Source organism: Thermithiobacillus tepidarius DSM 3134 (genome assembly GCF_000423825.1).
GTDB classification, from domain to species: domain Bacteria; phylum Pseudomonadota; class Gammaproteobacteria; order Acidithiobacillales; family Thermithiobacillaceae; genus Thermithiobacillus; species Thermithiobacillus tepidarius.
Genome location: NZ_AUIS01000026.1, coordinates 1 through 22,363 on the forward strand (window position 1 = coordinate 1; position 22,363 = coordinate 22,363).

Consider the following 22,363-nt stretch of genomic DNA (forward strand, 5'->3'; position numbering starts at 1 on the left):
GTCGCCGCCATGGTCCGTCGCCACCTCGAGGGCATCGTCGCCTGGGCCCAGACCCGCCAGACCAACGGCTTCCTCGAAGCGCTCAACGGCCTGTTTCAGTCCGCCAAGCGCCGCGCTCGCGGCTTCACCCGCTTCACCACTATCAGAACCGTCATCTTCCTGATCGCCGGCAAGCTCGACTTCGCAGTGATCAACCCTCATGCCCGGCAACCCACTTGAAATTCAACAGAGCCCCTCGGTTGCATATGGCATAACGCTTTTCGCTTGATTGAGAACAGACCCTAGCAGGATTCGACCAACAAGAAGGACGCCCATGGCTCTCAACACCCAAGCTCCCGTCTTCCGCACCGCGCGCATGCTGCTGCTCATGATCTTCCTGGCCCTGCTGCTGGCCTGGATCGCGCCGTTCACCATCATCCCCGCCGGCCATCGCGGCGTGGTGACCTTTTTCGGCGCGGTGGAGGACCGGGTGCTGGGGGAGGGAGTGCATCTGGTGATGCCGGTGGCGGAGCGGGTGCACAAGATCAACGTGCAGATCCAGAAGGTGGAAGGCACGGGCGAGGCGGCCAGCCGCGATTTGCAGCAAGTGCACAGTACCGTCGCGCTCAATTACCACCTGAACCCGGCGCAGGTGAACCTGGTGTACCGGGACATCGGCGAGGACGTGGACGAACGCATCATCCTGCCCACCCTGCAGGAGGGCGTGAAGGCGGTGATGGCCCGCTATTCGGCGGAGGAGCTGATCACCAAGCGCGACGAGGTGCGCGACCAGATCCGCCGATTGCTGGCCAGCCGCCTGGGGCGGCATGGCGTGGTGGTGGACGAGTTCTCCATCGTCAACTTCCAGTTCTCCAGGTCCTTCAACGAGGCTATCGAGGCCAAGACCACGGCGGAGCAGCTCAAGCTCAAGGCCGAGCGCGACCTGCAGCGCATCCGCATCGAGGCGCAGCAGCGCGTGGCGCGCGCCGAAGCGGAGGCGCGCGCCCTGGAGCTGCAGAAGGCCCAGGTGAGCGAGGAGCTCATCCGGCTGCGGGAAGTGGAGAACCAGCGCGCGGCAATCGAGAAGTGGGATGGGCGGCTGCCCAACGTCAGCGGCGGGGCCCTGCCCTTCATCCAGTTGCCGCAAAAATAATTTGAAAAATTTTTGTGAACTTTTTTTGGGGACGATGCTCAAACGAAGCAGATGACCGCAAGGTTGTCCGGTCCGCTCCTATCCTCCCTGGGCGGGCCGTGAGTCCTACCCACCCAATCAGGACTCATCATTGGGCCCCGGTTTTCCCCTTTTCCGGGGCCTCTTTTTTATTCAAGTATAGATCAGTCCCCGCGTGCTGTTGCCAACCGTCTTGCGCCCTTAGTCGGAGGGGATCTCCAGCCACTCTCCCAGTTTGCGGTGCGCCTCGTCGATGCCCATCTTGTGCGCGGCGGAAAAGAGCTGTATGGAGCACTGCTGGGTCCCATGGTCGCGGCGCAGGCGGGCCAGCACCTGCAGGCCCGCGCCCCGGCTCAGCTTGTCCGCCTTGTTGAGCAGGACGTGCACCGGCCGCTCGATGGCCGCCGCCCAGTCCAGCATCATCCGATCGAAATCCGTGAACGGGTGGCGGATGTCCATGACCAGGATGATGCCGCGCAGGCACTGGCGATGCTGCAGATAGCGCTCGATCAGCCCGCTCCATTGGCGGCGGACCGCCTCGGGCGCACGGGCGTAGCCGTAGCCCGGCAGATCGACCAGGCGACGCTCGGCATCGAGATCGAAGAAGACCAGGTGCTGGGTGCGCCCGGGTTGGCTGCTGGTGCGGGCCAATCCCTTCTGATCGACGATGGCGTTGATGGCACTGGATTTGCCCACGTTGGAGCGTCCCGCGAAGGCGACCTCGTAGCCCTCGTCGGGCGGCAGTTGCGCCGGGCTGGCCACGTTGAGGCGGTAAGCGGCTCGGCGCAGGAGCGGCAGGCGGAAGGACGGGTCTTGGGACATGGCGGAAGGGGCCTCTGCAATATTAGTAGATAATTTGACACGAATTATCCGCGTTGGTATAAACCCTTGGCAAGGCTCTTGGCCGGGTGCGGAGCTCTAAGCTCCCAATTAATAAGAATTTTTGGTGCCATAAGACAGGCTTATCGGTTTGCTTCCTGTGTGCATCGCCCATTCCCTCTGCTTGCAAATCTTTTAAGGAGTGAAGTTCATGAAGAAACGGTTGGTGTTTGCGGCGGCGGCCGCGATGCTCATGAGTGCTGGCGCGGCTCAAGCGGCCGCTGGGAATGCGGCGGCCGGCCAGGCGGCCTCGGCAGCCTGTGCGGCCTGCCACGGTGCCGACGGCAACAGCATGGCCCCCACCTTCCCGCGTCTGGCCGGCCAGGTGCCCGAGTACATCCAGAAGCAGCTGCACAATTTCAAGACCCATGACCGCAACGATCCCGACGCGGGCATCATGTTCGGCATGGCCGCGCCCTTGGACGAGGCCGCCATCGCCAACCTGGCCGCCTACTTCGCCAGCCAGGCGCCGACCAAGAACCCCATGCCGGCCGACGCGGCGCTGGTCGCCAAGGGCAAGAACATCTACAATGGCGGCGTCGCCGAGCGCAACATCCCCGCCTGCGCCGCCTGCCACGGCCCGGCCGGCAAGGGCCTGGCGCCCCTCTTCCCGCGCCTGGCTGGCCAGCATGGCATGTACGTCACGAACCAGCTGAAGTACTTCAAGGCGGGCCAGCGTGCCAATGATCCGGCCATGATGATGCGCGGCGTGGCCAAGAACATGACCGACGAAGAAATGCAGGCGGTCGCCGCCTACCTGCAGTCCTTGTAAGGCGCTGCCACCGCGTCGATCGATGCGGCATGGGCTTTCAGCGCCCGACAGGGGGCAGACTGTTCCGGTCTGCCCCTTTGTCTTTTCCCGCCAGGGAACTTTTTATAGCCTAGACAGGGTCTGATTCCGTTGACCCGCTTTTCGGTGAATCGCTTTTCTTGGGAGTCATTGTTGTCTAACGCCGCCCCCCTGTCCAATCCCCCCCGCGTTGAGCGCAGCACGGGGCGTCTGCTGATCCAGTTCCTGGGCTCCATGAGCCTGGCGGTCACGCTGCTGGTGGCGCTGGCCATCGCTTCGGTGATCGGCACCATTCTCAAGCAGAACCAGCCCTATCAGGATTACATCATCAAGTTCGGCGCCTACTGGTTCGAGGTGTTCAAAGCCCTCAGCCTGTTCGACGTCTATCACAGCTGGTGGTTCCTCGGCATCCTCACCTTCCTGGTGGTGTCCACCAGCACCTGCCTGATCCGGCAGACGCCGGGCATGCTGCGCGAGATGCGCGAGCTGCGCGTGCGCGTGCACGAAAAGGCGCTGCTGGCGTTCAAGGCGCAACGGGCGCTGCACAGCGGACTGCCGGTCGCGGAGACGGCGGCGCGGGCGGCGCAGGTGCTGCAGGAAGCCGGCTACAAAACCCGCGAGGAAACGGAGGAGGGCGGCATCGCCCGCGTGGCGGGACACAAGGGCGCGCTGAACCGAGTGGGCTACATTCTCACCCACTTGGCCATCATCATCATCTGCATCGGCGGCCTCATGGACGGCAACCTGCCCATCCAACTGGACATCCTGCGGGGCGAGCTGCAGCCGGAGAAGGATTTCAGCAAACCGGTTTCCCAGATCCCGGCCAAGAGCTGGCTGAACCCATCCAATCCATCCTTCCGCGGCAACGTTAGCATCCCCGAGGGGGATTCCTCGGGCGTGATCTTCCTGCAGGTGGGAGATGGTTATCTGGTGCAGGACCTGGGTTTCCGGGTCTACGTGAAGCGCTTCCACATCGAGCATTACTCCACCGGCATGCCCAAGACCTTCGCCAGCGATGTGGTGATCTACGACCAGGACAAGCCGGTCAAGGAAGCCACCATCACGGTGAACCACCCGTTGATCTACAAGGGCGTGGCCATCTACCAGGCCAGCTTCTCCGATGGCGGTTCGCTGCTGCGCATGCAGGGCCACTTCCTGAACAGTCCCGACGGCCAGCCCGTGCCCATGCAGGGGCGGGTGGGCGAAGTGCTCAAGTCCCGGGACGGCCAGTACCAGATCGAGCTGAAGAACTTCTCCATGTTCAACATCGTGCCGGCGGATGAGGCGAGCGCCCAGGCCAAGGGCCGCGAGCGCAAGATGATGAATCTCGGCCCCAGCTTCGACTACATCGTGCGCGACGCCACCGGCAAGGGTCGCGAGTTCCAGACCTACATGGTGCCTTTCGTGCGCGAGGGCCACAGTTACTTCGTCCAAGGCGTGCGCTTGGAGCTGGACCAGCCCTTCCGCTATCTCTTCCTGCCCGTGGGTCCGGATGGTTCGCTGGATCTCTTCACCCGCTATTTCGCCGAAGTGCGCAAGCGCGCGGCCGCCAACAGCAACCTGGCTCCGGAGGATCTCTTCGTAAGCAGCTTCCAGGAATTGGTCAAGGCGGAGGCGCCCGGGATGAGCCAGGAAGACCAGACCTGGTTTTTCCAGGCGGCCATCGAGGCGATGCTGCAGCTGCGCGAATATCCGACGCCTTTCATTCTCAGCCTGGACAGCTTCGAGCAACGGCAGGCCACCGGTTTGCAAATGACCCGGTCGCCCGGTAAAAATGTGGTGTATTTCGGGTCCGTCATGCTGGTGATCGGCATCTTCATCCTCTTTTATCTGCCGCATCGCAAGGTCTGGGTGCGCGTGCGCCGGACGGAGGACGGCGGCACCGAGGCCTTGGTGGCCGGCACCTCCAACCGCAATGCCCTGGATTTCGAGAAGGCGTTTGCCAGCCTGGCGGAGCGCATAGCGGGGCGCCTGGAGCGGAGCTCTTAGCGGTTTTCAAAGGCGTTATCATTCAGCCGGAAGGAGTATTTATGGCGACTTCACAAACGCAGATTTTCCATCAGCCGGGCGCCGACTTCGGGCAGCCGAAATCCTTCTGGCGCAGCCTGACTTGGCGCGACTGGACCTGGTTCGCGATCCTGACGGTCGGCATCGGCGGCGTCTTCATCAAGTACGGTCCCGGCTTCGACATCTTCGAGCACGTCATCCTGCTCATCACCTATGTCGGCATGGCGGGCCTGGGACTGCGCTGGCGTCCCATGCAGGCCCTGTCGCTGGTGGTGGTCGCCGTCACCCTCTTCGCCATCTGGCTCTACGCCCAGGGCGCCACGCCGGAGCAGAACTTCTTTCTCAAGTTCCTGATCTCCAGCCAGTCGGCCATCATGTGGATGAGCGCGCTCTTCGTGCTGGCCACCCTTACTTACATGGGCTTCCTGGCGAGCCAGAGCGCTTTCGTCGGCAAGAACGCCACCGCGCTCACCTGGGCGGCGGTGGCCATGGGCTTCATCGGCCTGGGCGTGCGCTGGCGCGAAACCTATCTGGCCCACCCGGATTGGGGCCACATTCCGGTCAGCAACCTCTACGAGGTCTTCATCCTTTTCTGCCTGATCACCGCGCTGCTCTACCTCTATTACGAACGGCGCTACGCAACCCGCAGCCTGGGCGCCTTCGTCATGCTGATCGTCAGCGCGGCGGTGGGCTTCCTGCTGTGGTACACCTTCGACCGCCAGGCCCAGGAAATCCAGCCGCTGGTGCCGGCGCTGCAAAGCTACTGGATGAAGATCCACGTGCCGGCCAACTTCATCGGCTATGGCGCTTTCGCCCTATCCGCCATGGTGGGCGTGGCCTACCTGTTGCGTGATCGCGCCGAGCGCCACGGCGGCTTCTTCGCCCGCGTGCTGCCGGAGAAGGAAATGCTGGACGACGTGATGTACAAGTCCATCGCCGTCGGCTTCGCCTTCTTCACCATCGCCACCATTCTGGGCGCCATGTGGGCGGCGGAGGCCTGGGGCGGCTACTGGTCCTGGGACCCCAAGGAGACCTGGGCCCTGATCGTGTGGCTGAACTACGCCGGCTGGCTGCACGCGCGCATCAGCAAGGGCTGGCGCGGGGTGCCGCTGGCCTGGTGGTCGCTGATCGGCCTGCTGGTGGTGACCTTCGCCTTCCTGGGAGTGAACATGTTCCTGTCGGGCTTGCATTCTTACGGGGAGTTGTAAGCAGTCCCGGCTTGCTGGTACGAGGCCCCCATCCGGCGTTGGATGGGGGCTTTTTCGTGGTGTGGAGTTGGGGGTGGAGTGGACTGCGCCCGTGGGTGGCTTAGAGGCCGGGAGCGGCTCGACAGCCGTGCTTTGCCGTTCGCTGCGCTCACTCTCGGCTGCGCAAGAAGTAAAGAGCCGGGCCCCGTCCCGCCCTGCGGGTGCCCTGCGCGGCCCGCCGCCTCGGCGCGACTCGGCGGGACAACGGAGTGAAAACGGCCAACCTTTGAAACTCCCGGAAACCCAACCTTGGGTCGTGCTCGCCCAGGGCACGTGGGAGCGAGCTGACTCGCGATAACGTGCCTGGCTGCACGGCGGAACGACTTGGCGGCCGTGCAGGCCTGCTTCGCCCAATTCGGCTACGACATTGCCGCCATCATCGCGAGCCAGCTCGCTCCTGCAGCCCATGGGTAGCGCGGCCCAGCTCGCTGCCGGGCATCGATGGGCACTGCGCCCGCCCCGGACACATCCTTCCATCGGGAGCGGTCAGGATGAGCGGAAGCGTTAGCTGATGCCCGGGCACTGCTCCTCGGCCATACGGTCGGCACCAGCTGTAGGAGCGGGCTGGCCCGCGATCAACCATCCCGACCGCCACCCAATCGCGGGCCAGCCCGCTCCGACAGGCCAGTGTGCCGGCCCGCCAAGGATTGGCACGGTACCGCACCCGTCCGGAATACCCTGTCTCTGGGCGCGGACAGGGTGAGGGGCCAGCGTGGCTGGCGCCCGGGTAGCGCCCTTGGACCATGCGGCTGGACCAGCCGTAGGAGCGGGCTGGCCCGCGATCAACCGTCGCGGACGCCCGTGTATCGCAAGTGCGCTCTTACACGCTTCCGCCTGCATCCCGCAGAGCCTGCCGCGAATAGCTTCTCCCGCCGGGTGTGGACGGGATGGGTTTGGCGGTGGGGTGATTTTCGGACAGTGCGGCAGAAAGATTCCGATACGTATCAGGCGACGCGGAGGCGCGTGTTTTGGGTTCGCTGCGGTGGCCGCTCGAGTGCCTACTTGGCCTCACAGAAAACGGGAGACAGCGGAATGCGTGGGAGGCGAGTCCGGGAAGCGGCGCAGAGAGGCAGGGTTGGCGCGGGGCTAAGATTTGACGGCGGTCCGCACCCACTCCAGGATTTCCGCCAGCCGCGCCGGCAGCAGCGCCCGTGCCTCCGCGAAGCTCGCCCAACGGTATTCGTGATGCTCGGGGCGGCCGAGTCGGGGGTTGATGGACAGTTGCACTGCCGCTTGCCGCGTTTCGGCGATGTAGAGGCGCGCCACCTTGCCGTGGCCGTAAGGGGCAGTTTCCCGGCAATCCAGGCCCCAGCGGAAGGAGAGATCGGTGATGCCGGTTTCTTCGGCCACCTCGCGGACGGCGGCTTGCAGCGGATCCTCGCCGGACTCCACCACCCCCTTGGGAAAGTCCCAGTTGCGGTAGGCGCGCAGAATGAGGCAACACCAGCCGGCAGGATCACGCCGCAGGACGACGACGCCGGCGGAGCGGACTTTGACTTGTACGGCGGATGCCGGGCCCGGCTCAGGGCTTGGCGGGCAAGGGCGCGCGCATGGGTCGGCCCTGGGCATCGAAGAAGCGGGTCTGGCCCTGCCCCTGGATAATGGCGGCCGGTCGCGCGGGCGTCGGGCGGGGAGCCGGTGCCTGGGCCACCGTGCGAGGCGCGGGCGCAGTCCTGGCGGCGGGAGCGACGCGAACTTGGTCGCGCAGCTTCTCCATGAGCTTGGGGCCGATGCCGGGCACGGCATCCAGCGTTTCCACGCTGGCGAAGGATCCGTGCTCCTGGCGATAGGCGATGATGGCCTTGGCCTTGGCCGGGCCGATGCCCGGCAACTGCTCCAGTGCGCTTTGGTCGGCGGAGTTGATGTCCAGCAGCTCTGCCGCCCATGTCGGGCCACCCAATGTGAACAGGAGCAAGAGTATGCTGCCCAGCTGGCGCATGCCCATGCCCTGTCTCAGCCTGCAGCCAGAGCGGCGCGGATCTTGTCGCCCATCGCGGCCAGCTCTTCGGAGGAGGCCGGGTGCGCCCGGGCAAAGTTCAGATCGCTGACTGCGTTCATGGGGATGAGGTGCACGTGGGTGTGCGGCACTTCCAGGCCGGCGACCATGACGCCCACACGCAGGCAACCGGTGACCCGCTCCAAGGCGGGCACCACGCGCTTGGCGAAGGGCAGGAGGCCGGCCAAGGTTTCATCGTCGAGGGTGAAGATGTAGTCGTGTTCCTTCTTGGGAATCACGAGGGCGTGGCCTGGCGTGACCGGCCGCACATCCAGAAAGGCCAGATAACGATCATCTTCCATCAGTTTCTGGGCAGGAATCTCGCCTCGGACGATGCGGGTAAAGATGGTCGTCATCGCGGGTCTCCCGGATCGGTCAATCTTTGTTGCTCCAGAAAAGGAAAGCGCCGGCAACTGCGTAGGTGAGACCGAAAATCACGAAGGGAAGGTCATGCATATGCGCTCCAGGCAAGGTCGAGAATGAAAATACTTCGTATTCTGCTCCATCGCGCAACAAAAACGCAACCCTTTCGGCGCGAAGAGCGACTTGCAAACCGGCGACGTGGCAGGTAGGCAACCCTCCTGCCACGCCATGCGTCTAGCGGCTTGCCCGCTTGGCTCTCTCGTATATGGGCATGAAGCGGGGAATCTCGGCCTGAATGGTGCGGATGCGGCGCTGGTCCGAGGGATGGCTGGACAGCAGCTCCGGCGGCCGGCCCGCGCCGCGGGTGGCCTGCATCATCTTCTGCCAGAAGCTCAGGGCGGCGCGCGGGTCGTAGCCGGCGCGGGCCATCAGGTCCAGGCCAATGAGATCGGCTTCGGATTCCTGGCGGCGTTCGAAGGGCAGGCCCACGCCGATGCCGAAAGCGGTGTTGATCAGTTGCGCCGTCTGGGGGCTGACGCGCCCGCCGGCCAGCACCGACAGGGCCAGGTCGAAGCCCACCTGCTGGGACACGCGCTCGCGGCTGTGCTGGGCGATGGCGTGGCCGACTTCGTGGCCGATGACGGCGGCCAGCTCGTCATCGCTCAAGCCGAGGTTGAGCAGGCCGGAATAGACCGCCACCTTGCCGCCAGGCAGGGCGAAGGCGTTGATGCTTTGGGGCTCGTCGATGACGTTGAATTCCCACTGGTAGTCGGGACGATTGGCGACTTGGGCGATGCGCTGGCCCACCCGCCGCACCTGCGCCACCTGCTGGGGATTGCTGTTGAGGCGCGATTGGCTCAGTTCCTGGCGGTAGGCCAGGGAGCCCATGCGCACCACGTCGGACTCGGAAACGAGCATGAGCTGCTGGCGGCCGGTGACCGGCGCCGTCGCGCAGGCGCTCAGGAGGCTGGCCCCCAGCATGGCACCAAGCAAAGCCTTGCGCACGTTTGTAGGAATCATGTGTGGCACCTCACTCTAGGTTGGCAAAAACGGCTTCGGCGGCGGCCAGGGTGGCATCGATGTCCGCCGTGCTGTGGACAGTGGAAACGAAGCCCGCCTCGAAGGCGCTCGGGGCCAGGTAGACGCCGCGCTCCAGCATGCCGTGGAAGAAGCGCCGGAAGCGGTCCACGTTGCTGGCCATGACCTCTTCGTAGCGGCTGACCTTGGGCTGGTCGGTGAAAAACCAGCCGAACATGCCGGGGACCACGTTGATGCGGAAGGGAATGCCCGCCGCTTCCGCCAGGGTCTGCATGCCTTCGCTCAGGGCCAGCGTCTTTTCCGCCAAATCCTCGTAGACGCCCCGTTGTTCCAGCAGGCGCAGGTTGGCGAGGCCGGCGGCCATGGCTACCGGATTGCCGGACAGGGTGCCGGCCTGGTAGACGGGACCGAGGGGGGCGATGTAGTCCATGATCTCCGCCCGGCCGCCGAAGGCGCCCACGGGCAGGCCGCCGCCCACCACCTTGCCCAGGGTGGTCAGGTCCGGCGTGACGCCGTAGAGCGCCTGAGCGCCGCCCAGGGCGACGCGAAAGCCGGTCATCACCTCGTCGAAGATGAGCACGCTTTCGTAGTGGTCGCAGATGGCGCGCAGGCCCTCCAGGAAGCCGCGCTCGGGCGGCACGCAGTTCATGTTGCCGGCGATGGGCTCGACGATGATGGCGGCGATATCGTAGCCGAACTGGGCGAAGCAGGCTTCCACGGCCGCCAAGTCATTGTAGGGCAGGTTGATGGTGTGCTGCGCCAGGTCGGCGGGCACGCCGGGACTGGTGGGCACGCCCAGGGTCAGGGCGCCGGAGCCGGCCTTGACGAGCAGGCTGTCGGCGTGGCCGTGATAGCAGCCTTCGAACTTGACCAGCTTGTCACGCCCGGTGTAGCCGCGCGCCAGGCGGATGGCGCTCATGGTCGCCTCGGTGCCGCTGGACACCATGCGCACCTTGTCCATGGACGGCACCAGGCGGCACAGGGTATCGGCCATCTCCACCTCGATGGCGGTGGGGGCGCCGAAGCCCAGGCTCCTGGCGGCCTGTTCCTGCACCGCCCGCACCACGTCGGGATGATTGTGGCCGTTGATCATCGGCCCCCAGGAGGCCACGTAATCGATGTAGCGGTTGCCGTCCACGTCCCACAGGTGGGCGCCCTCGCCCCGCTCGAAAAAAACCGGCTCGCCGCCGACGCCCCGGAAGGCGCGCACGGGGGAGTTGACCCCGCCCGGAATGTGGGCTTGGGCCTGCTGAAAGAGTGCGTGGGACTGCTCATGCCGCATGGTCGATCTCCGCTGGATTGCAGAATAGGAAACTATTAAACGGGAAGGCGGCACGCCGGGCCATCCGCTTTCCGTCCGCCGAACGGCGGCATGGACACGCGGACCCGCGCCTTCCGGCAGGCTGTATGATGCCACAAGTTCAGCTGCGACCGTCAGGGCACGCCTTTGGGCTTCAACGCGTGCGGGCCGGGATCGTTGACGCCGGGCCTGCTCAGCCGAAGAGGCGGGCGTAGCGGCGCGCGGCCGCCTCCACGTCCGGCGCCGCGAACACGCCGCTGATCACCGCCAAGGCATCCGCCCCGGCGCGCAGCAGGAAGCTGCCGGTCTGCGGCGTGATGCCGCCGATGGCGACCACCGGCAGCGACAGCTGTTTTTTGGCGGCGCGCAGCAGGTCCGGGGTCGCCAGCACGGTGTCCGGCTTGCTGGGGGAGGGGTGGAAGGCGCCGAAGGCCACGTAGTCGGCGCCCGCCAACTGCGCGGCGATGGCCAGTTCCAGGCTGTTGTGGCAGGTCACGCCGATGATGATCTCGGGCCCCAGCAATGCGCGGGCCTCCTGCACGCTCGTGTCGCCTTGACCGATGTGCACCGCCGGCGCGCCGATATTGCGGGCCAGGTGCACGTCGTCGTTGATGACCAGGGTCGCGCCGTACTGACGGCAGAGGGACAGCAGACCGACGGCCTCTCGGCCGCGCCGGTCGTGATCGTTGCTCTTGTCCCGGTACTGCAGTACCTGCGCACCGCCGCGCAGCGCCGCCTCCGCACGTGCCGCGAAGGCCGGAGGCGGCATCAAGGCCGCGTCGGTGATGGCGTAGAGACCGCGAATGAGGGCATGGGCGCGAGCGCGGCGCTCAGACATGGGTGCAGCTCGCGCAACCGAGCCGGCTCATTGCAGGCCTTCCTCGGCATCGAAGCCTTCCCGTGCCCAGAACAGGCGGTCCGGGACCATCTGCCCCAGACCCGGACGGTAGGCGAAGCGGATGGCCTGGTGGGTGAAAGCCAGGGCCTCCTCCACCGCATTCAGCACGTCGAGCCCGTGGGCCAGCGCCGCCGTCGCCGCCGCCGACAAAGTGCAGCCGGAGCCGTGATAATTGCCGGGCAGGCGTTCCTGGCTGAAGCGCTCCAGCAACTGCTGATCGTGGAAGAGCAGGTTGTCCAGGGTCGGGGTCGCCTCGTGGCCGCCGGTGATCAGCACGTAATCCGCGCCCAGGGACATGAGCTCGTGGCCGCAGGCCTCCAGACTGTCGGCGGTGGGGGCCAGCAGGCGGGCTTCGATGCCGTTGGGCGTCACCAGGGTGCTGCGGGGCAGGAGCAGATTGAGAATGGCATCCAGCACGCCGTCTTCGGCGAGACTGCCGCCGCCGCCCGCGCGCAGCACGGGATCCAGCACCACCGGCAGATTGGGGTAGTCGTTCAGCAGCACGGCGACGGCCTCCACCACGCCCACGCTGCCCAGCATGCCGAGCTTGATGGCTTGGACCGGGATGTCCTCCAGCACGGAACGTGCCTGCGCGGCCACGTCGTTGGGATCCAGGCTGATGTAGCCCTTGACGTTGGCCGTATCCTGCACGGTGACGGCGGTCACTGCCGCGCAGCCGTGGGCACCCATGCTGGCGAAGGTGAGCAGGTCCGCCTGGATGCCGGCGCCTCCCGAGGGGTCGAAGCCGGCGATGGTGAGAACAGCGGGATAGACGGACGAGGTTTCATTCATGGCATGCTCCATCGGCTCGGAGTGCGGGCATCATGGACGGGAAGGGCGTGCCACCCGCTGGCGCACCAGGCTGCCGGCGGAGCGGTCTGGCGGCAGCCGAAAGGGCTTTGCGAGTCGGCATGTCGGCGCACTCGGTGGTGGATGGGTTCGGCCTGGCAGTCAAATTTATTTTAGCCGACCGGCGGAACGAAGCAAGAACAGCCGCGCGGCTTCCTCCAATGCTGTGGATAAGTTTGTGGGTAGTGTCGGTGGTTTCTGTCAAGTGCATGATGCGGGCAGGCACCAGGTCTTTTGCTTAAATTTTGGGCAAGAGCAATTATGCTTTAAAAGCAATTGGTTGAGAAATATTTGTGTGCCGGTGAATAAACAAATCTGTCTAGCTCATTGTGCCGTTCTCTAGCCGACGCTTGTGTAAAAGTCTGATCCGGGACACCTGCCTGTTCAGTCGGCCTCCCGCTGAGGAGGGCCGTCGGACAGGCGGCGCGGCTTGCGCGGGGCATGGCGGAACAGGCGATCATACCAAGCCACGGGCAGGAGGCGCAGGACCCGCCCGACCCAAGCCATGGGGCGCGGCAGGACGAGCAGCGGCCGGCCGTGGTCGATGGCGCGCCGGATGCGCCCGGCGGCATCCTCGGGCTGCATCAGCCAAGGCATGGGATAGGGATTGATCCGCGTCATGGGCGTGTCCACGTAGCCCGGGCAGATGGTGCTGACGGTGAGACCGGTGCCGGCCAGCTCCAGGCGCAGGCTTTCCAGATAGATCTGCGTGGCGGCCTTGGGGGCGGAGTAGGCGCCGGCGCCGGGCAGGCCGCGGAAACCGGCCACGCTGGCGATGCCGGCCAGCCGGCCTTCGCCGGCGGCCAGCATGGCAGGCAGGAAGGCGCCGAAGGTGTGCACCGTGCCGAGCCAGTTGGTTTCCATGATTTCCCGGAAGACCGTCAGATCCTCCGGATGCTGGGTCAGGGTGCCGATGCTGATGCCGGCATTGGCGATCAGTACCTGCGGTACTCCGGCCCAAGCCATGAAGTCCTCGGCAGCCACGCGCACCGCGGCGGCGTCGCGCACGTCCGCGCTTCGGCGCCAGGCCTGGGCGCCGCGCGCGCGGATCTGCTCGGCAGTGGCCTGCAGGCGCCCGGCGTCGCGGCCGAGCAGGCCCAGCTGTACGCCCGGCCCGGCGTAGGCCAGCGCCAGGGCCTGGCCGATGCCGCTGCCGGCGCCGGTAATGAAGACTCTCGAACTTTGGGAAAAGGCTGGCATCTATATGGGAACCTGATAAAATTATCGGCTGCTATGCCGGTGTCGGCAATGATCCGCAGTTTTTGGAGGTTTGCATGTTGTACCCGGAGTTGTTCAAGTCTTTGGAAAAAGCCCGCTGGAACATGCAACAGGACATCCCCTGGGATCAGTTCGACCGCAGCAAGGTGACGGCCGAGCAGTTGCAGACCATCAAGATGAATGCTATCACCGAATGGTCCGCTTTGCCCGCTACCGAGATGTTCCTGCGCGACAACCGCCACGACTCGGATTTTTCCGCCTTCATGTCCGTCTGGTTCTACGAGGAGCAGAAGCACGCCCTGGTGCTGATGGAGTACCTGGAGCGCTTCGCCCCCGAGTATGTGCCGACCGAGGAGGAGCTGCACAACGTGCGCTTCGACTTCGATCCGGCCCCGGCCCTGGAGACCCTCATGCTTCACTTCTGCGGCGAGGTGCGCCTGACCCAGTGGTACAAGCGCGCTGCCGAGTGGCACACGGAGCCGGTGATCAAGTTCATTTATGAATTGCTGTCCAAGGACGAGGCGCGGCATGGCGGCGCCTATCTGAAGTACATGCGCCGCGCCATCGAGCACTTCGGCGACGAGGCGCGCCTGGCGTTCTCCAAGCTGGGCGTGCTCATGGCCAACACCAAAGTGGCCAAGGCGCTGCATCCGACCAACCTGCACGTGAAGGAAGCCGAGTTCCCGCGTGATACCGTGCAGAGCCGCCTGCCCGATCCGGGCTGGCTCGAACGCTGGCTGGACTTGCAGATCAATTTCGACAAGGAGTGGGAGCAGAAAGTCGTCAACGGCATCATGCGCAACCTCTCCAGCCTCTTCGGCCTGCCGCTGCAGACCGCCAAGGACCTGAGCCGCTACCGCAAGTCGCTGATGGACAAGCTGGGGCAGCGGGAGCCGACAGAGGGCGCCACGGCCTGAGGCACTGCCGCAGCCCGGCTCGATGCATATGAAAGGGGGCACCGCTACGGTGCCCCCTTTGTTTTGAGGATCCCGCCGGGCGCCCGGCGGGGTTGGGTCAGCGGGCGGGGCGCGCGGTGCGGACCAGTTCGTCCACGATGCCCAGCATGCGCACGTTGTCGCCATTGGTGTAGGCGGGCGAGGTCCGGTACTGGCCGGCCACGACCATGCTCGGCACGCCGGTGATGCCATAGGCTTCGGTCAGCTGGCGGGCGCGATTGACGCGGGTCTGCACCGTAAAGGAGTTCATGGTCGCCTCGAACTTCTTGGGATCCAGGCCCACCTTGGCGGCGGCCTTCAGCAAGGTGTCGGAATTGCGCCAGTCCTGCCCTTCCTTGTGAATGGCGTTGAACAGCGCCTCCCGATAGGGCCATTCCTTGCCCAGCACCTGGGCGGCATAGAAGGCGCGGGCCAGGGGCTCGGAGTTGGGGCTGGCCACCACCGGCAGGGCTACGAAGTTCACCTTGCCGCGGTTCTTGGCGATCCAGGCCTTCAGCGCCGGCTCCAACTCGTAGCAATGGGGGCAGCTGAAGGAAAAGACCTCCACCACTTCCACGCCGCGGCGGCTGTCGGCCGGCACCGGCCGGTCCAGGGGCGCGTAGTCGGTGCCGGCGGTCAGGGCGCTGGCCAAAAGCGGCGTGCTGAGAAACAGAAGCAGCAGGATGCGGCTGAAAGCTTTGCTCAAAGTCATTTGCCTTCCTCAAATCGGTGCGCCGGGCGGCGGTTGCCGCCGGCGCAGAAACGGGTGAATGCCGAAGCGGGCGTCGGGTGACCCGCTAATCTTAGCAAACGCACCGGCCAGGAAAAGTGTTGACCCGATGGGCGAAAAAAAACCGGGCAGAGCCCGGTTTTCGTTTTCAGCCGAAACGGCGCCGATAACCGCCTTCGCTGCGCGCGGGGCGGGCATCGCCGAACTCCCGGCGTTTGCCAGGACCGGCGCCATCGCCGCGCTGCTGCGGGCGGGCGGCGCGCTCGCTCTGGCTGTGGGCCGCATAGCCGCCGTGACGCCGCTCGCTTTGGCCGCGCGCCGCTTCGCCATGGCGCGGGCGGTTGTTGCCGCTGGGGCGGCGCGGGCCGCCGTCGCTGCGGCCGCCCATGCGCGGTTCCGGCCGCTTGGGTTCGAGGCCGGGAATGACTGCGCGGGCCAGCTTCTGGCCGGTGAAGCGCTCGATGCGGGTCAGGTGATGCCAGTCCTGCGGGCCGGTGAGCGACACCGCCACGCCGAAGGCGCCGCCGCGGCCGGTGCGGCCGATGCGGTGCACGTAGTCCTCGGCCACCATGGGCAGGTCGAAGTTGATCACGTGGCTGATGCCCTGGATGTCCAGGCCGCGGGCCGCCACGTCGGTGGCGACCAGCACGCGCACGTCGCCGCGGCGCATGCGCTGCACGGTGCGGTTGCGCGCTGACTGGCGCATGTCGCCGTGCAGGGCGGCCGTGGCGTGGCCCTGGTCGGCCAGGTCCATGGCCAGGTTGTCGGCGGCGGCCTTGGTGGCGGTGAAGATGATCGCCTGGGTCACGTCCGCCTGGTCCAGCAGGTGCTCCAGCAGGCGGCGCTTGTGCTCGACGTTGTCGGCGATGTGGACGCGCTGCTCGATGTTGTCGTGCTTTTCCTGCACGCCGGCGACCTGGATGCGCACGGGATCGCGGAGCATGCGCGCGGCCAGGCGGGCAATGCTGCCTTCCAGGGTGGCGGAAAAGAGCAGGGTCTGGCGGTTGGCCGGCGTGGCGGCGGCGATCTGCTCCACCGGCTCGATGAAGCCCATGTCCAGCATGCGGTCGGCTTCGTCGAGGACCAGCAGCTCCAGGCGCGAGAAATCCACACGCTTGCGCTGCATGTGGTCGATCAGGCGGCCGGGCGTGGCGACCAGCAGGTCGAGCGGCTGCGCCAGCAGGCGCTCCTGCGCCGGATAGGGCACGCCGCCGACGATGGCGCCGACGCGCAGCTTGGTAAAGCGGGCATAACGCTTGATGGCGTCCTGCACCTGGGTGGCCAGCTCGCGGGTCGGCGTCAGCACCAGCACGCGCGGGCCGCGGCCCTTGACGGGGGCCGGGCTTTGCAGCCGCTGCAGGGCGGGCAGCACAAAGGCGGCCGTCTTGCCGGTGCCGGTCTGGGCCGAGGCCATCAGGTCACGGCCTTCCAGGGCGACGGGGATGGCCTGGCGCTGGATTTCCGTGGGATTGGTGTAGCCGCTGGCCTCGATGGCGCGCAGCAGGGGTTCGGCAAGTTGCAATTCTTGAAAAGACATAAAAGTACGCTCTCCCGCCTGGCAAGGGTGGGACATGGGGCGGGCATTGCCCGCGCGGGTGGACCTGTGGCTAAGCTGTGCTTCGGCTGGAAAGGCCGCAGAGGCCGTGGGACAGCCAGGTTCCTGATCAACGTCACTAACCCAGGAAGCCTGCCTTGCATCGAGAGAGGGTCGGACGCGCATGTACCTATCTAAGGTGCGGGCACTATACCCGATGCGCCGGGAAAAAGCCAGGGCTTTTGGCCGCGTTGGCGTCGCGGCGCCCTAGCGGGTCTTGATCACCATGATCCGGGCACCGCTGCCCTGTGCCCTGCGCACGGCCCGCTGTGCCTCGTCCGCCTTGTAGTAAGGGCCGCTGCGGACCCGGTACCACTTGCCCTGGCCGGGGATGTCCACGGGCTGGATCTTGGTTTCCAGGCCCAGCAGGGCCAGCTTCGCGCTGACGGCTTCGGCTTCCTTGGGGCTGCGGTAGGCTCCCGCCTGGATGATGAAGTATTCGCCGGGCGCGAGTTGGGCGGTAGGGGTCGGGGCCTTGAGGGGCGCCGCGCCTTCCGCCGCATCGTTGGTGCCGCCGGCCAGTTCCGGCAGAAGGGGCGGCGGCGGGGGCGCGGTGTCGAGGGCATCGGCGGGTACCTCGACTTCCATGTTCGGCAACAGGTTGTAGAACTCGTACTGCGGCGTGGCCGGTTCCTGCGCCTCCTTCTTGGCGGCCGGCTTGTCCGCCTTGGGCGAGCGGGCGGCGGCGGTCGGCTGGTCCGGTGCGCCGGCGCCTGCTTCCGGCTGCTTCAGTGCCGGCGGCGGCAACGGCTGCTCCAGCAGAGCCTGCACGTCCTTGTCCGGGTGCTTGGGCGCTTCCTTCCGGGGCGCGGGCCGTGCTGCCTTTTCGCTTTGGTCGGACAGTGCGATGGCAGGCGGCTGCTCGGCCACGCGCAGGTCGGGGCCGGGCTCCTCCTCCCGGCCGCCGAGGTACACCAGGAAGGCAATGAAAAGACCGGCCGTCAGGCCGGCCGCCAGCCAGAGCAGACCGGGCGTACTGCCGCCGCTGCCTTTGCCGCCCTTGCCGCCGCCGCGCTTGGCCGCGGGTCGGCGCGGCGGGCTGGGACGCGAGCGGCTGGTCTGGCTTTTGTAGTCGCGCATGCGGGATTACATCTGTTCGGGTGCGCTGACGCCCAGCAGGGCCAAACCGCTGGCAAGCACGTAGGCGATGGCGCGGATCAGCGCCAGGCGGGCGGTCCGCAGGGCTTCGTCTTCGAGCAGGAAGCGGCTGGCGTTGTAATAAGTGTGGAACTCGCTGGCCAGTTCCTTCAGGTAGAAGGCGATCTGGTGCGGTTCGCGCTCCAAGGCGGCCTGGGCCACGGTTTCCGGAAAGCGCGCCAGGATGTCGGCCAGGTTGATCTCGTAATCGCTGTCCAGCGGCGCGAGATCCGCCTGCGCCCACTGCGGCAGAGCGTAGCCGCGCTCCAATGCCTGGCGGAACACGCTGTGGATGCGGGCGTGGGCGTACTGGATGTAGAACACCGGGTTTTCCTCGGACTGGCTCTTGGCCAGCTCCAGGTCGAAGTCCAGATGCTGGTCGGCGCGGCGCAGCACGTAGAAGAAGCGGGCGGCGTCGTTGCCCACCTCCTGGCGCAGCTCGCGCAGGGTGACGAACTCGCCGGCGCGGGTGGACATGGACACCTTTTCCTGGCCGCGGTAGAGGATGGCGAACTGCACCAGCAGCACTTCCAGGCGCGCCGGATCCAGGCCGAGGGCCTGCAGGGCCGCCTTCACCCGCGGCACATAGCCGTGGTGGTCCGCGCCCCACATGTCGATGACATGCTCGATGCCGCGCGCGAACTTGTCGGCGTGGTAGGCGATGTCGGAGGCGAAGTAGGTGTAGGCGCCGTTCTCGCGCCGCACCACGCGGTCCTTGTCGTCGCCGAAGGCGGTGGAGCGGAACCACAGGGCACCCTCCTTTTCGTACAGGTGCCCCGCCGCCTGCAACTGATCGATGGTCTCCTGCACCAGCCCGCGCTCCATCAGGCTGCGCTCCGAGAACCAGGTGTCGTAGGTGACGCCGAACTCGGCCAGATCGTCGCGGATGTCGTCGAGGATGTCGTCGAGGCCGGCGGCGTGAACGATGGCGAAGTTCTCGGCGCCGAGCAGCTCGCGGGCGCGCGCGATCAAGGCGTCCAGGTATTCCTCCGGCTGCGCCGCCGGATCGGGCAGGCCGGCCAGGGCGGCGGCATCCGCCCGGAAGCGCTCGCCGTGCGCCGCCTGCAGATCGGCTGCGATGGCGCGCACGTAGTCGCCCTGATAGGCATTGGGCGGGAAGGGGTAGGCCACGCCCAGGGCTTCCAGGTAGCGCAGCCACACGCTCACGGCCAGGATGTCCATCTGCCGGCCGGCATCGTTGACGTAGTACTCGCGGTGCACGCGGAAGCCGGCGAAATCCAGGAGGTTGGCCAGGCTGGCGCCGTAGGCGGCGCCGCGGCCATGGCCCACGTGCAGGGGGCCGGTGGGGTTGGCGGAGACGAACTCCAGCTGTACGTGGCGACCGGCGCCGATGTCGCTGCGGCCGAAGCCGGCGGGATCGCGCAGCGCCTGGCGCACTACCTCCTGGAAGGCGGCCGGGGTCAGGAAGAAGTTGATGAAGCCGGGTCCGGCGATCTCCACCTTGTCCACCCAGGGCGAGGCCGGCAGGGCGGCGGCGAGGGCCTCGGCCAGCTCGCGCGGCTTGCGCCCGGCGGCCTTGGCCAAGACCAGGGCGAGGTTGCTGGCGAAGTGGCCGTGCGACCGCTGCTTGGGACGATCCAGCTGGATCCTGGCGGACAGGCCCTCGTCGAGGAGGCCTTGGGTCTGGAGCTGACGGACGGCGGTCTGGAGTAGTTCGCTGAGCAGGGTCTTCACTGGGGTTCTCGCAAGTCGGTTTTAGGGTGGAAGTTTAATGCAATCCGCGGGCAGGGGGAATGCGGCCGGCCGGCTTTACAGCAGGTCGAGCGGATCCACGTCCAGCGACCAGCGCACCCGCCTGGCGGCAGGCAGCTTCTCCACCTCGGGCATCCAGGGGCCGAGGGCGTGGGCCATGAGCTCGCGGCGCGGTGCCTGCAGCCAGAGCTGCGCCCGGTAGCGGCCGGCACGGCGCTCCACCGGCGCGGGGAAGGGGCCGTGCACGCTCAGGGCCGGGTGGTGCAGGCAGGCGGCGGCTTCCTGCAGGAAGTGCAGGGCCAGCCCGGGCTGGTGGGCTTCGGCGTGGAGCAGGGCCAGGCAGGTGTAGGGCGGCAGGCCGGCGGCGCGGCGCTCCTCCAGCAGGATCGTGGCGTAGCCGCCGTAGTCCAGGCGGCGCAGGGCCTGCATGAGCGGATGCTCCGGGTGGTGGGTCTGGATCAGCACCCGGCCCGGCTTTTCCGCCCGGCCGGCGCGTCCGGCCACCTGGACGACCATGGCCAGGAGCCGCTCCTGGCCGCGGAAGTCGTTGCTGAAAAGGCCCTGGTCGGCGTTGACGATGCCCACCAGGGTGACATCCGGAAAATGGTGGCCCTTGGCCAGCATCTGCGTGCCCACCAGAATCTGCGGCGTGCCGCGCTGCACCGTCGCCAGGGCTGCCTCCAACGCGCCCTTGCGCCGCACCGCGTCGCGATCGATGCGCTGCACCGGGAAGTTCGCCAGCTCCGGCTGCGCGCGCAGGGCGCTTTCCACCTGCTCGGTGCCCTGGCCGACGGGGATGAGCTGCGGACTGCCGCACAGGGCGTTGCCGCACTGCTCGGGGATGCGCTGTTCGGCGCCGCAGTGATGGCAGCGCAGCCGGCGGGCGCCTTGGTGCAGGGTCAGCGGCACGCTGCAGCGCCTGCAGTAGGCCACCCAGCCGCATTCGTGGCAGAGGATGGCGGGAGCGAAGCCGCGGCGATTGATGAAGAGCAGCACCTGCTCGCCGCGTGCCAGGGTGTCGTGCACGGCCTGCAGCAGGGGTGCGGACAGGCCGCCCTGCAGCGGCTGGCGGCGCAGATCGACGAGCTCCACCGTCGGCAGAGCGGCGCCGCCGGCGCGCTGCGGCAGAGTCAGGTGACGATAGCGGCCCTGCTGCACGTTGTGGAGGCTTTCCAGGGACGGCGTGGCCGAGCCGAGCACCACCGGAATGTCCTCGAAGCGCGCCCGCGCCACGGCCAGATCGCGCGCGGAGTAGCGGAAGCCTTCCTGCTGCTTGAGGGAGGCATCGTGTTCCTCGTCCACGATCAGGATGCCCGGGCGCGCCAGCGGGGTGAAGAGCGCCGAGCGCGTGCCCACCAGGACGGCGATCTCGCCGCGCCGGGCCTGGCTCCAGACGGCCAGCCGCTGAGCGTCGGTCAGGCCCGAGTGCAGGGCCGCCACCCGCGCCGCCCCGAAGCGGTCGGCGAAGCGCTGCAAGAGCTGCGGCGTCAGGCTGATGTCGGGCACCAGCACTAAGGCCTGCTTGCCGGCCGCCAGCAGCGGTGCGATGGCTTCCAGATAGACCGCGGTCTTGCCGCTGCCGGTGATGCCGTCCAGGAGGTGCGCCGTGAAGCCGGGGACCGCGCCGATGGCCGCCACGGCGGCCGCCTGCGCCGAATTCAGGGTCATGGGCGGCGGCGGGACCGGTGCCGTCGACGGCTGGCGGGGCGCGGTGCGGATCCAGCCGCGCTCGGCGCAGTGGGCCAGAAGGCTGCGCCAGCTCCGGCCCCAGGCCTGGGCCAAGTGTTCTTCCGCCACCGGCGCGGCGTGTTCGCGCAGGTAGGCGAGGGCCTGGCGCTGCTTGGGGGCGCGCTTGAGCCCGGTCGCGAGCTGTTCCTGGCCGGCCGCGCTCAGGGTCCAGGCCAGGGTCTCCGGCACCGGCGCGCCGCCCTTGCGCAGCAGGGTGGGCAGGGCGGTGGCCCAGACCTCGCCGACAGGATGGTGATAGTACTGGGCGGCGAAGGTCAGCAGCGCATGCAGGCTGTCGGGCAGCAGCGGCGCTTCGTCGAGCACTTCGCCGATGGGCTTCAGGCCGGCCTGCGGCGATGCCGGCCGATCCAGGCCGAGCACGATGCCGTAGCGTTGTCCCTTGCCGAAAGGCACGCGCACGCGCAGGCCTGTCCGCACCTGCTCTGCCGCCATGCCGGGTGCGGGCAGGTAGTGGAAAAATCGGCGCAGGGGCGCGAAGACCGCCACTCGGATCAGAAAGGGCTCAGAGGCGGGCATGCGGGATCCCGATGAAATAATTTCGTGCTGACAGGAACTTAATCCCATTGTTCACAAAATGTGTGGATAACTTTGTGGATAGCAAAATCCGACTCAGCCTAAAGTCTGATTCAGCAAAGCCTTGAGCTGCGTGCCAAAAAAGTAGGCGAAATTAAATTATTTTAAAAACAAAATCTTAAGTTTTTTCTTATATAGTGCTTGGACGAGTCGGTGCTCGGCCGGATAGTGTCAAAAAAATGACCAATGCTGTGCAT

Annotated in this window: 20 protein-coding genes; 6 read left to right on the forward strand and 14 right to left on the reverse strand. The window is 66.7% G+C overall.

Annotation, left to right across the window (positions count from 1 at the left end; genetic code table 11):
- Positions 1-219, forward strand: a 219-nt coding sequence (locus G579_RS17190) for a transposase (protein ID WP_038019618.1), incomplete at its 5' end; no start/stop codon positions are given.
- Between the two features lie 94 nt (positions 220-313).
- Complete coding sequence (locus tag G579_RS0111340) at positions 314-1,132, forward strand: prohibitin family protein (RefSeq protein ID WP_028990284.1); 819 nt, start codon at positions 314-316, stop codon at positions 1,130-1,132.
- Between the two features lie 219 nt (positions 1,133-1,351).
- On the opposite strand, the gene yihA is transcribed toward G579_RS0111340, so the two are convergent.
- Positions 1,352-1,972 carry a ribosome biogenesis GTP-binding protein YihA/YsxC gene (gene yihA / locus G579_RS0111345; RefSeq protein ID WP_038019621.1) on the reverse strand — a complete coding sequence of 207 codons (621 nt, stop codon included), beginning with the start codon at positions 1,970-1,972 and terminating at the stop codon, positions 1,352-1,354.
- A 208-nt stretch (positions 1,973-2,180) separates the two neighbouring features.
- Here yihA and G579_RS0111350 point away from each other — a divergent pair, with 208 nt between their 5' ends.
- From G579_RS0111350 to ccsB, 3 genes are all read left to right on the forward strand, one after another.
- Positions 2,181-2,801 (forward strand): c-type cytochrome, encoded by a 621-nt coding sequence (locus G579_RS0111350; RefSeq protein ID WP_028990286.1) that lies wholly within the window; start codon positions 2,181-2,183, stop codon positions 2,799-2,801.
- Positions 2,802-2,972: 171 nt separating this feature from the next.
- Positions 2,973-4,808: a cytochrome c biogenesis protein ResB gene (locus tag G579_RS17195; RefSeq protein ID WP_081662751.1), complete on the forward strand. Its 1,836-nt coding sequence runs from the start codon at positions 2,973-2,975 to the stop codon at positions 4,806-4,808.
- 41 nt (positions 4,809-4,849) lie between these two features.
- Entirely contained in the window at positions 4,850-6,034 is a 1,185-nt protein-coding gene (ccsB, locus tag G579_RS0111360) for a c-type cytochrome biogenesis protein CcsB (protein WP_051181466.1), read from the forward strand.
- A gap of 1,125 nt (positions 6,035-7,159) precedes the next feature.
- On the opposite strand, the gene G579_RS17200 is transcribed toward ccsB, so the two are convergent.
- The 8 genes from G579_RS17200 to G579_RS0111410 form a co-directional block, all read right to left on the reverse strand.
- On the reverse strand, positions 7,160-7,642 hold the full coding sequence (locus G579_RS17200) for a bis(5'-nucleosyl)-tetraphosphatase (RefSeq protein ID WP_081662752.1): 483 nt from the start codon (positions 7,640-7,642) through the stop codon (positions 7,160-7,162).
- The gene (locus tag G579_RS18715) at positions 7,596-8,018 is read right to left on the reverse strand and encodes a ComEA family DNA-binding protein (RefSeq protein ID WP_155989820.1); all 423 of its coding nucleotides are present in this window, start codon (positions 8,016-8,018) and stop codon (positions 7,596-7,598) included. Before G579_RS18715 ends, G579_RS17200 begins: the two co-directional genes overlap by 47 nt.
- 8 nt (positions 8,019-8,026) lie before the next feature.
- Positions 8,027-8,425, reverse strand: a complete 399-nt coding sequence (locus tag G579_RS0111380; protein WP_028990288.1) for an HIT family protein — start codon at positions 8,423-8,425, stop codon at positions 8,027-8,029.
- A 241-nt stretch (positions 8,426-8,666) separates the two neighbouring features.
- A complete protein-coding gene (locus G579_RS17210; RefSeq protein ID WP_081662753.1) occupies positions 8,667-9,452 on the reverse strand; it encodes a M48 family metallopeptidase in 786 nt (261 codons plus the stop codon).
- A gap of 10 nt (positions 9,453-9,462) precedes the next feature.
- Positions 9,463-10,752, reverse strand: coding sequence for a glutamate-1-semialdehyde 2,1-aminomutase (hemL, locus tag G579_RS0111395; RefSeq protein WP_028990289.1), 1,290 nt, complete (start codon positions 10,750-10,752; stop codon positions 9,463-9,465).
- Between the two features lie 211 nt (positions 10,753-10,963).
- Positions 10,964-11,608, reverse strand: coding sequence for a thiamine phosphate synthase (gene thiE / locus G579_RS0111400; protein WP_028990290.1), 645 nt, complete (start codon positions 11,606-11,608; stop codon positions 10,964-10,966).
- A gap of 27 nt (positions 11,609-11,635) precedes the next feature.
- The gene (gene thiD / locus G579_RS0111405) at positions 11,636-12,460 is read right to left on the reverse strand and encodes a bifunctional hydroxymethylpyrimidine kinase/phosphomethylpyrimidine kinase (RefSeq protein WP_028990291.1); all 825 of its coding nucleotides are present in this window, start codon (positions 12,458-12,460) and stop codon (positions 11,636-11,638) included.
- Between the two features lie 441 nt (positions 12,461-12,901).
- Entirely contained in the window at positions 12,902-13,717 is an 816-nt protein-coding gene (locus G579_RS0111410; RefSeq protein ID WP_038019628.1) for an SDR family oxidoreductase, read from the reverse strand.
- A 74-nt stretch (positions 13,718-13,791) separates the two neighbouring features.
- Here G579_RS0111410 and G579_RS0111415 point away from each other — a divergent pair, with 74 nt between their 5' ends.
- Entirely contained in the window at positions 13,792-14,652 is an 861-nt protein-coding gene (locus G579_RS0111415; protein WP_028990293.1) for a ferritin-like domain-containing protein, read from the forward strand.
- 97 nt (positions 14,653-14,749) lie between these two features.
- Here the strand turns inward: G579_RS0111415 and G579_RS0111420 are convergent, their stop codons facing one another.
- The 5 genes from G579_RS0111420 to G579_RS0111440 all read right to left on the reverse strand — a co-directional run bounded on the left by G579_RS0111420 (position 14,750) and on the right by G579_RS0111440 (position 22,109).
- The gene (locus G579_RS0111420) at positions 14,750-15,382 is read right to left on the reverse strand and encodes a thiol:disulfide interchange protein DsbA/DsbL (RefSeq protein WP_028990294.1); all 633 of its coding nucleotides are present in this window, start codon (positions 15,380-15,382) and stop codon (positions 14,750-14,752) included.
- Between the two features lie 166 nt (positions 15,383-15,548).
- Complete coding sequence (locus tag G579_RS17215; RefSeq protein ID WP_051181468.1) at positions 15,549-16,937, reverse strand: DEAD/DEAH box helicase; 1,389 nt, start codon at positions 16,935-16,937, stop codon at positions 15,549-15,551.
- A gap of 264 nt (positions 16,938-17,201) precedes the next feature.
- Positions 17,202-18,074, reverse strand: coding sequence for an SPOR domain-containing protein (locus tag G579_RS0111430; RefSeq protein ID WP_028990295.1), 873 nt, complete (start codon positions 18,072-18,074; stop codon positions 17,202-17,204).
- 6 nt (positions 18,075-18,080) lie between these two features.
- Positions 18,081-19,826 (reverse strand): arginine--tRNA ligase, encoded by a 1,746-nt coding sequence (gene argS / locus G579_RS0111435; RefSeq protein WP_028990296.1) that lies wholly within the window; start codon positions 19,824-19,826, stop codon positions 18,081-18,083.
- Between the two features lie 75 nt (positions 19,827-19,901).
- Positions 19,902-22,109 carry a primosomal protein N' gene (locus tag G579_RS0111440; protein WP_028990297.1) on the reverse strand — a complete coding sequence of 736 codons (2,208 nt, stop codon included), beginning with the start codon at positions 22,107-22,109 and terminating at the stop codon, positions 19,902-19,904.
- Positions 22,110-22,363 lie beyond the last annotated feature (254 nt).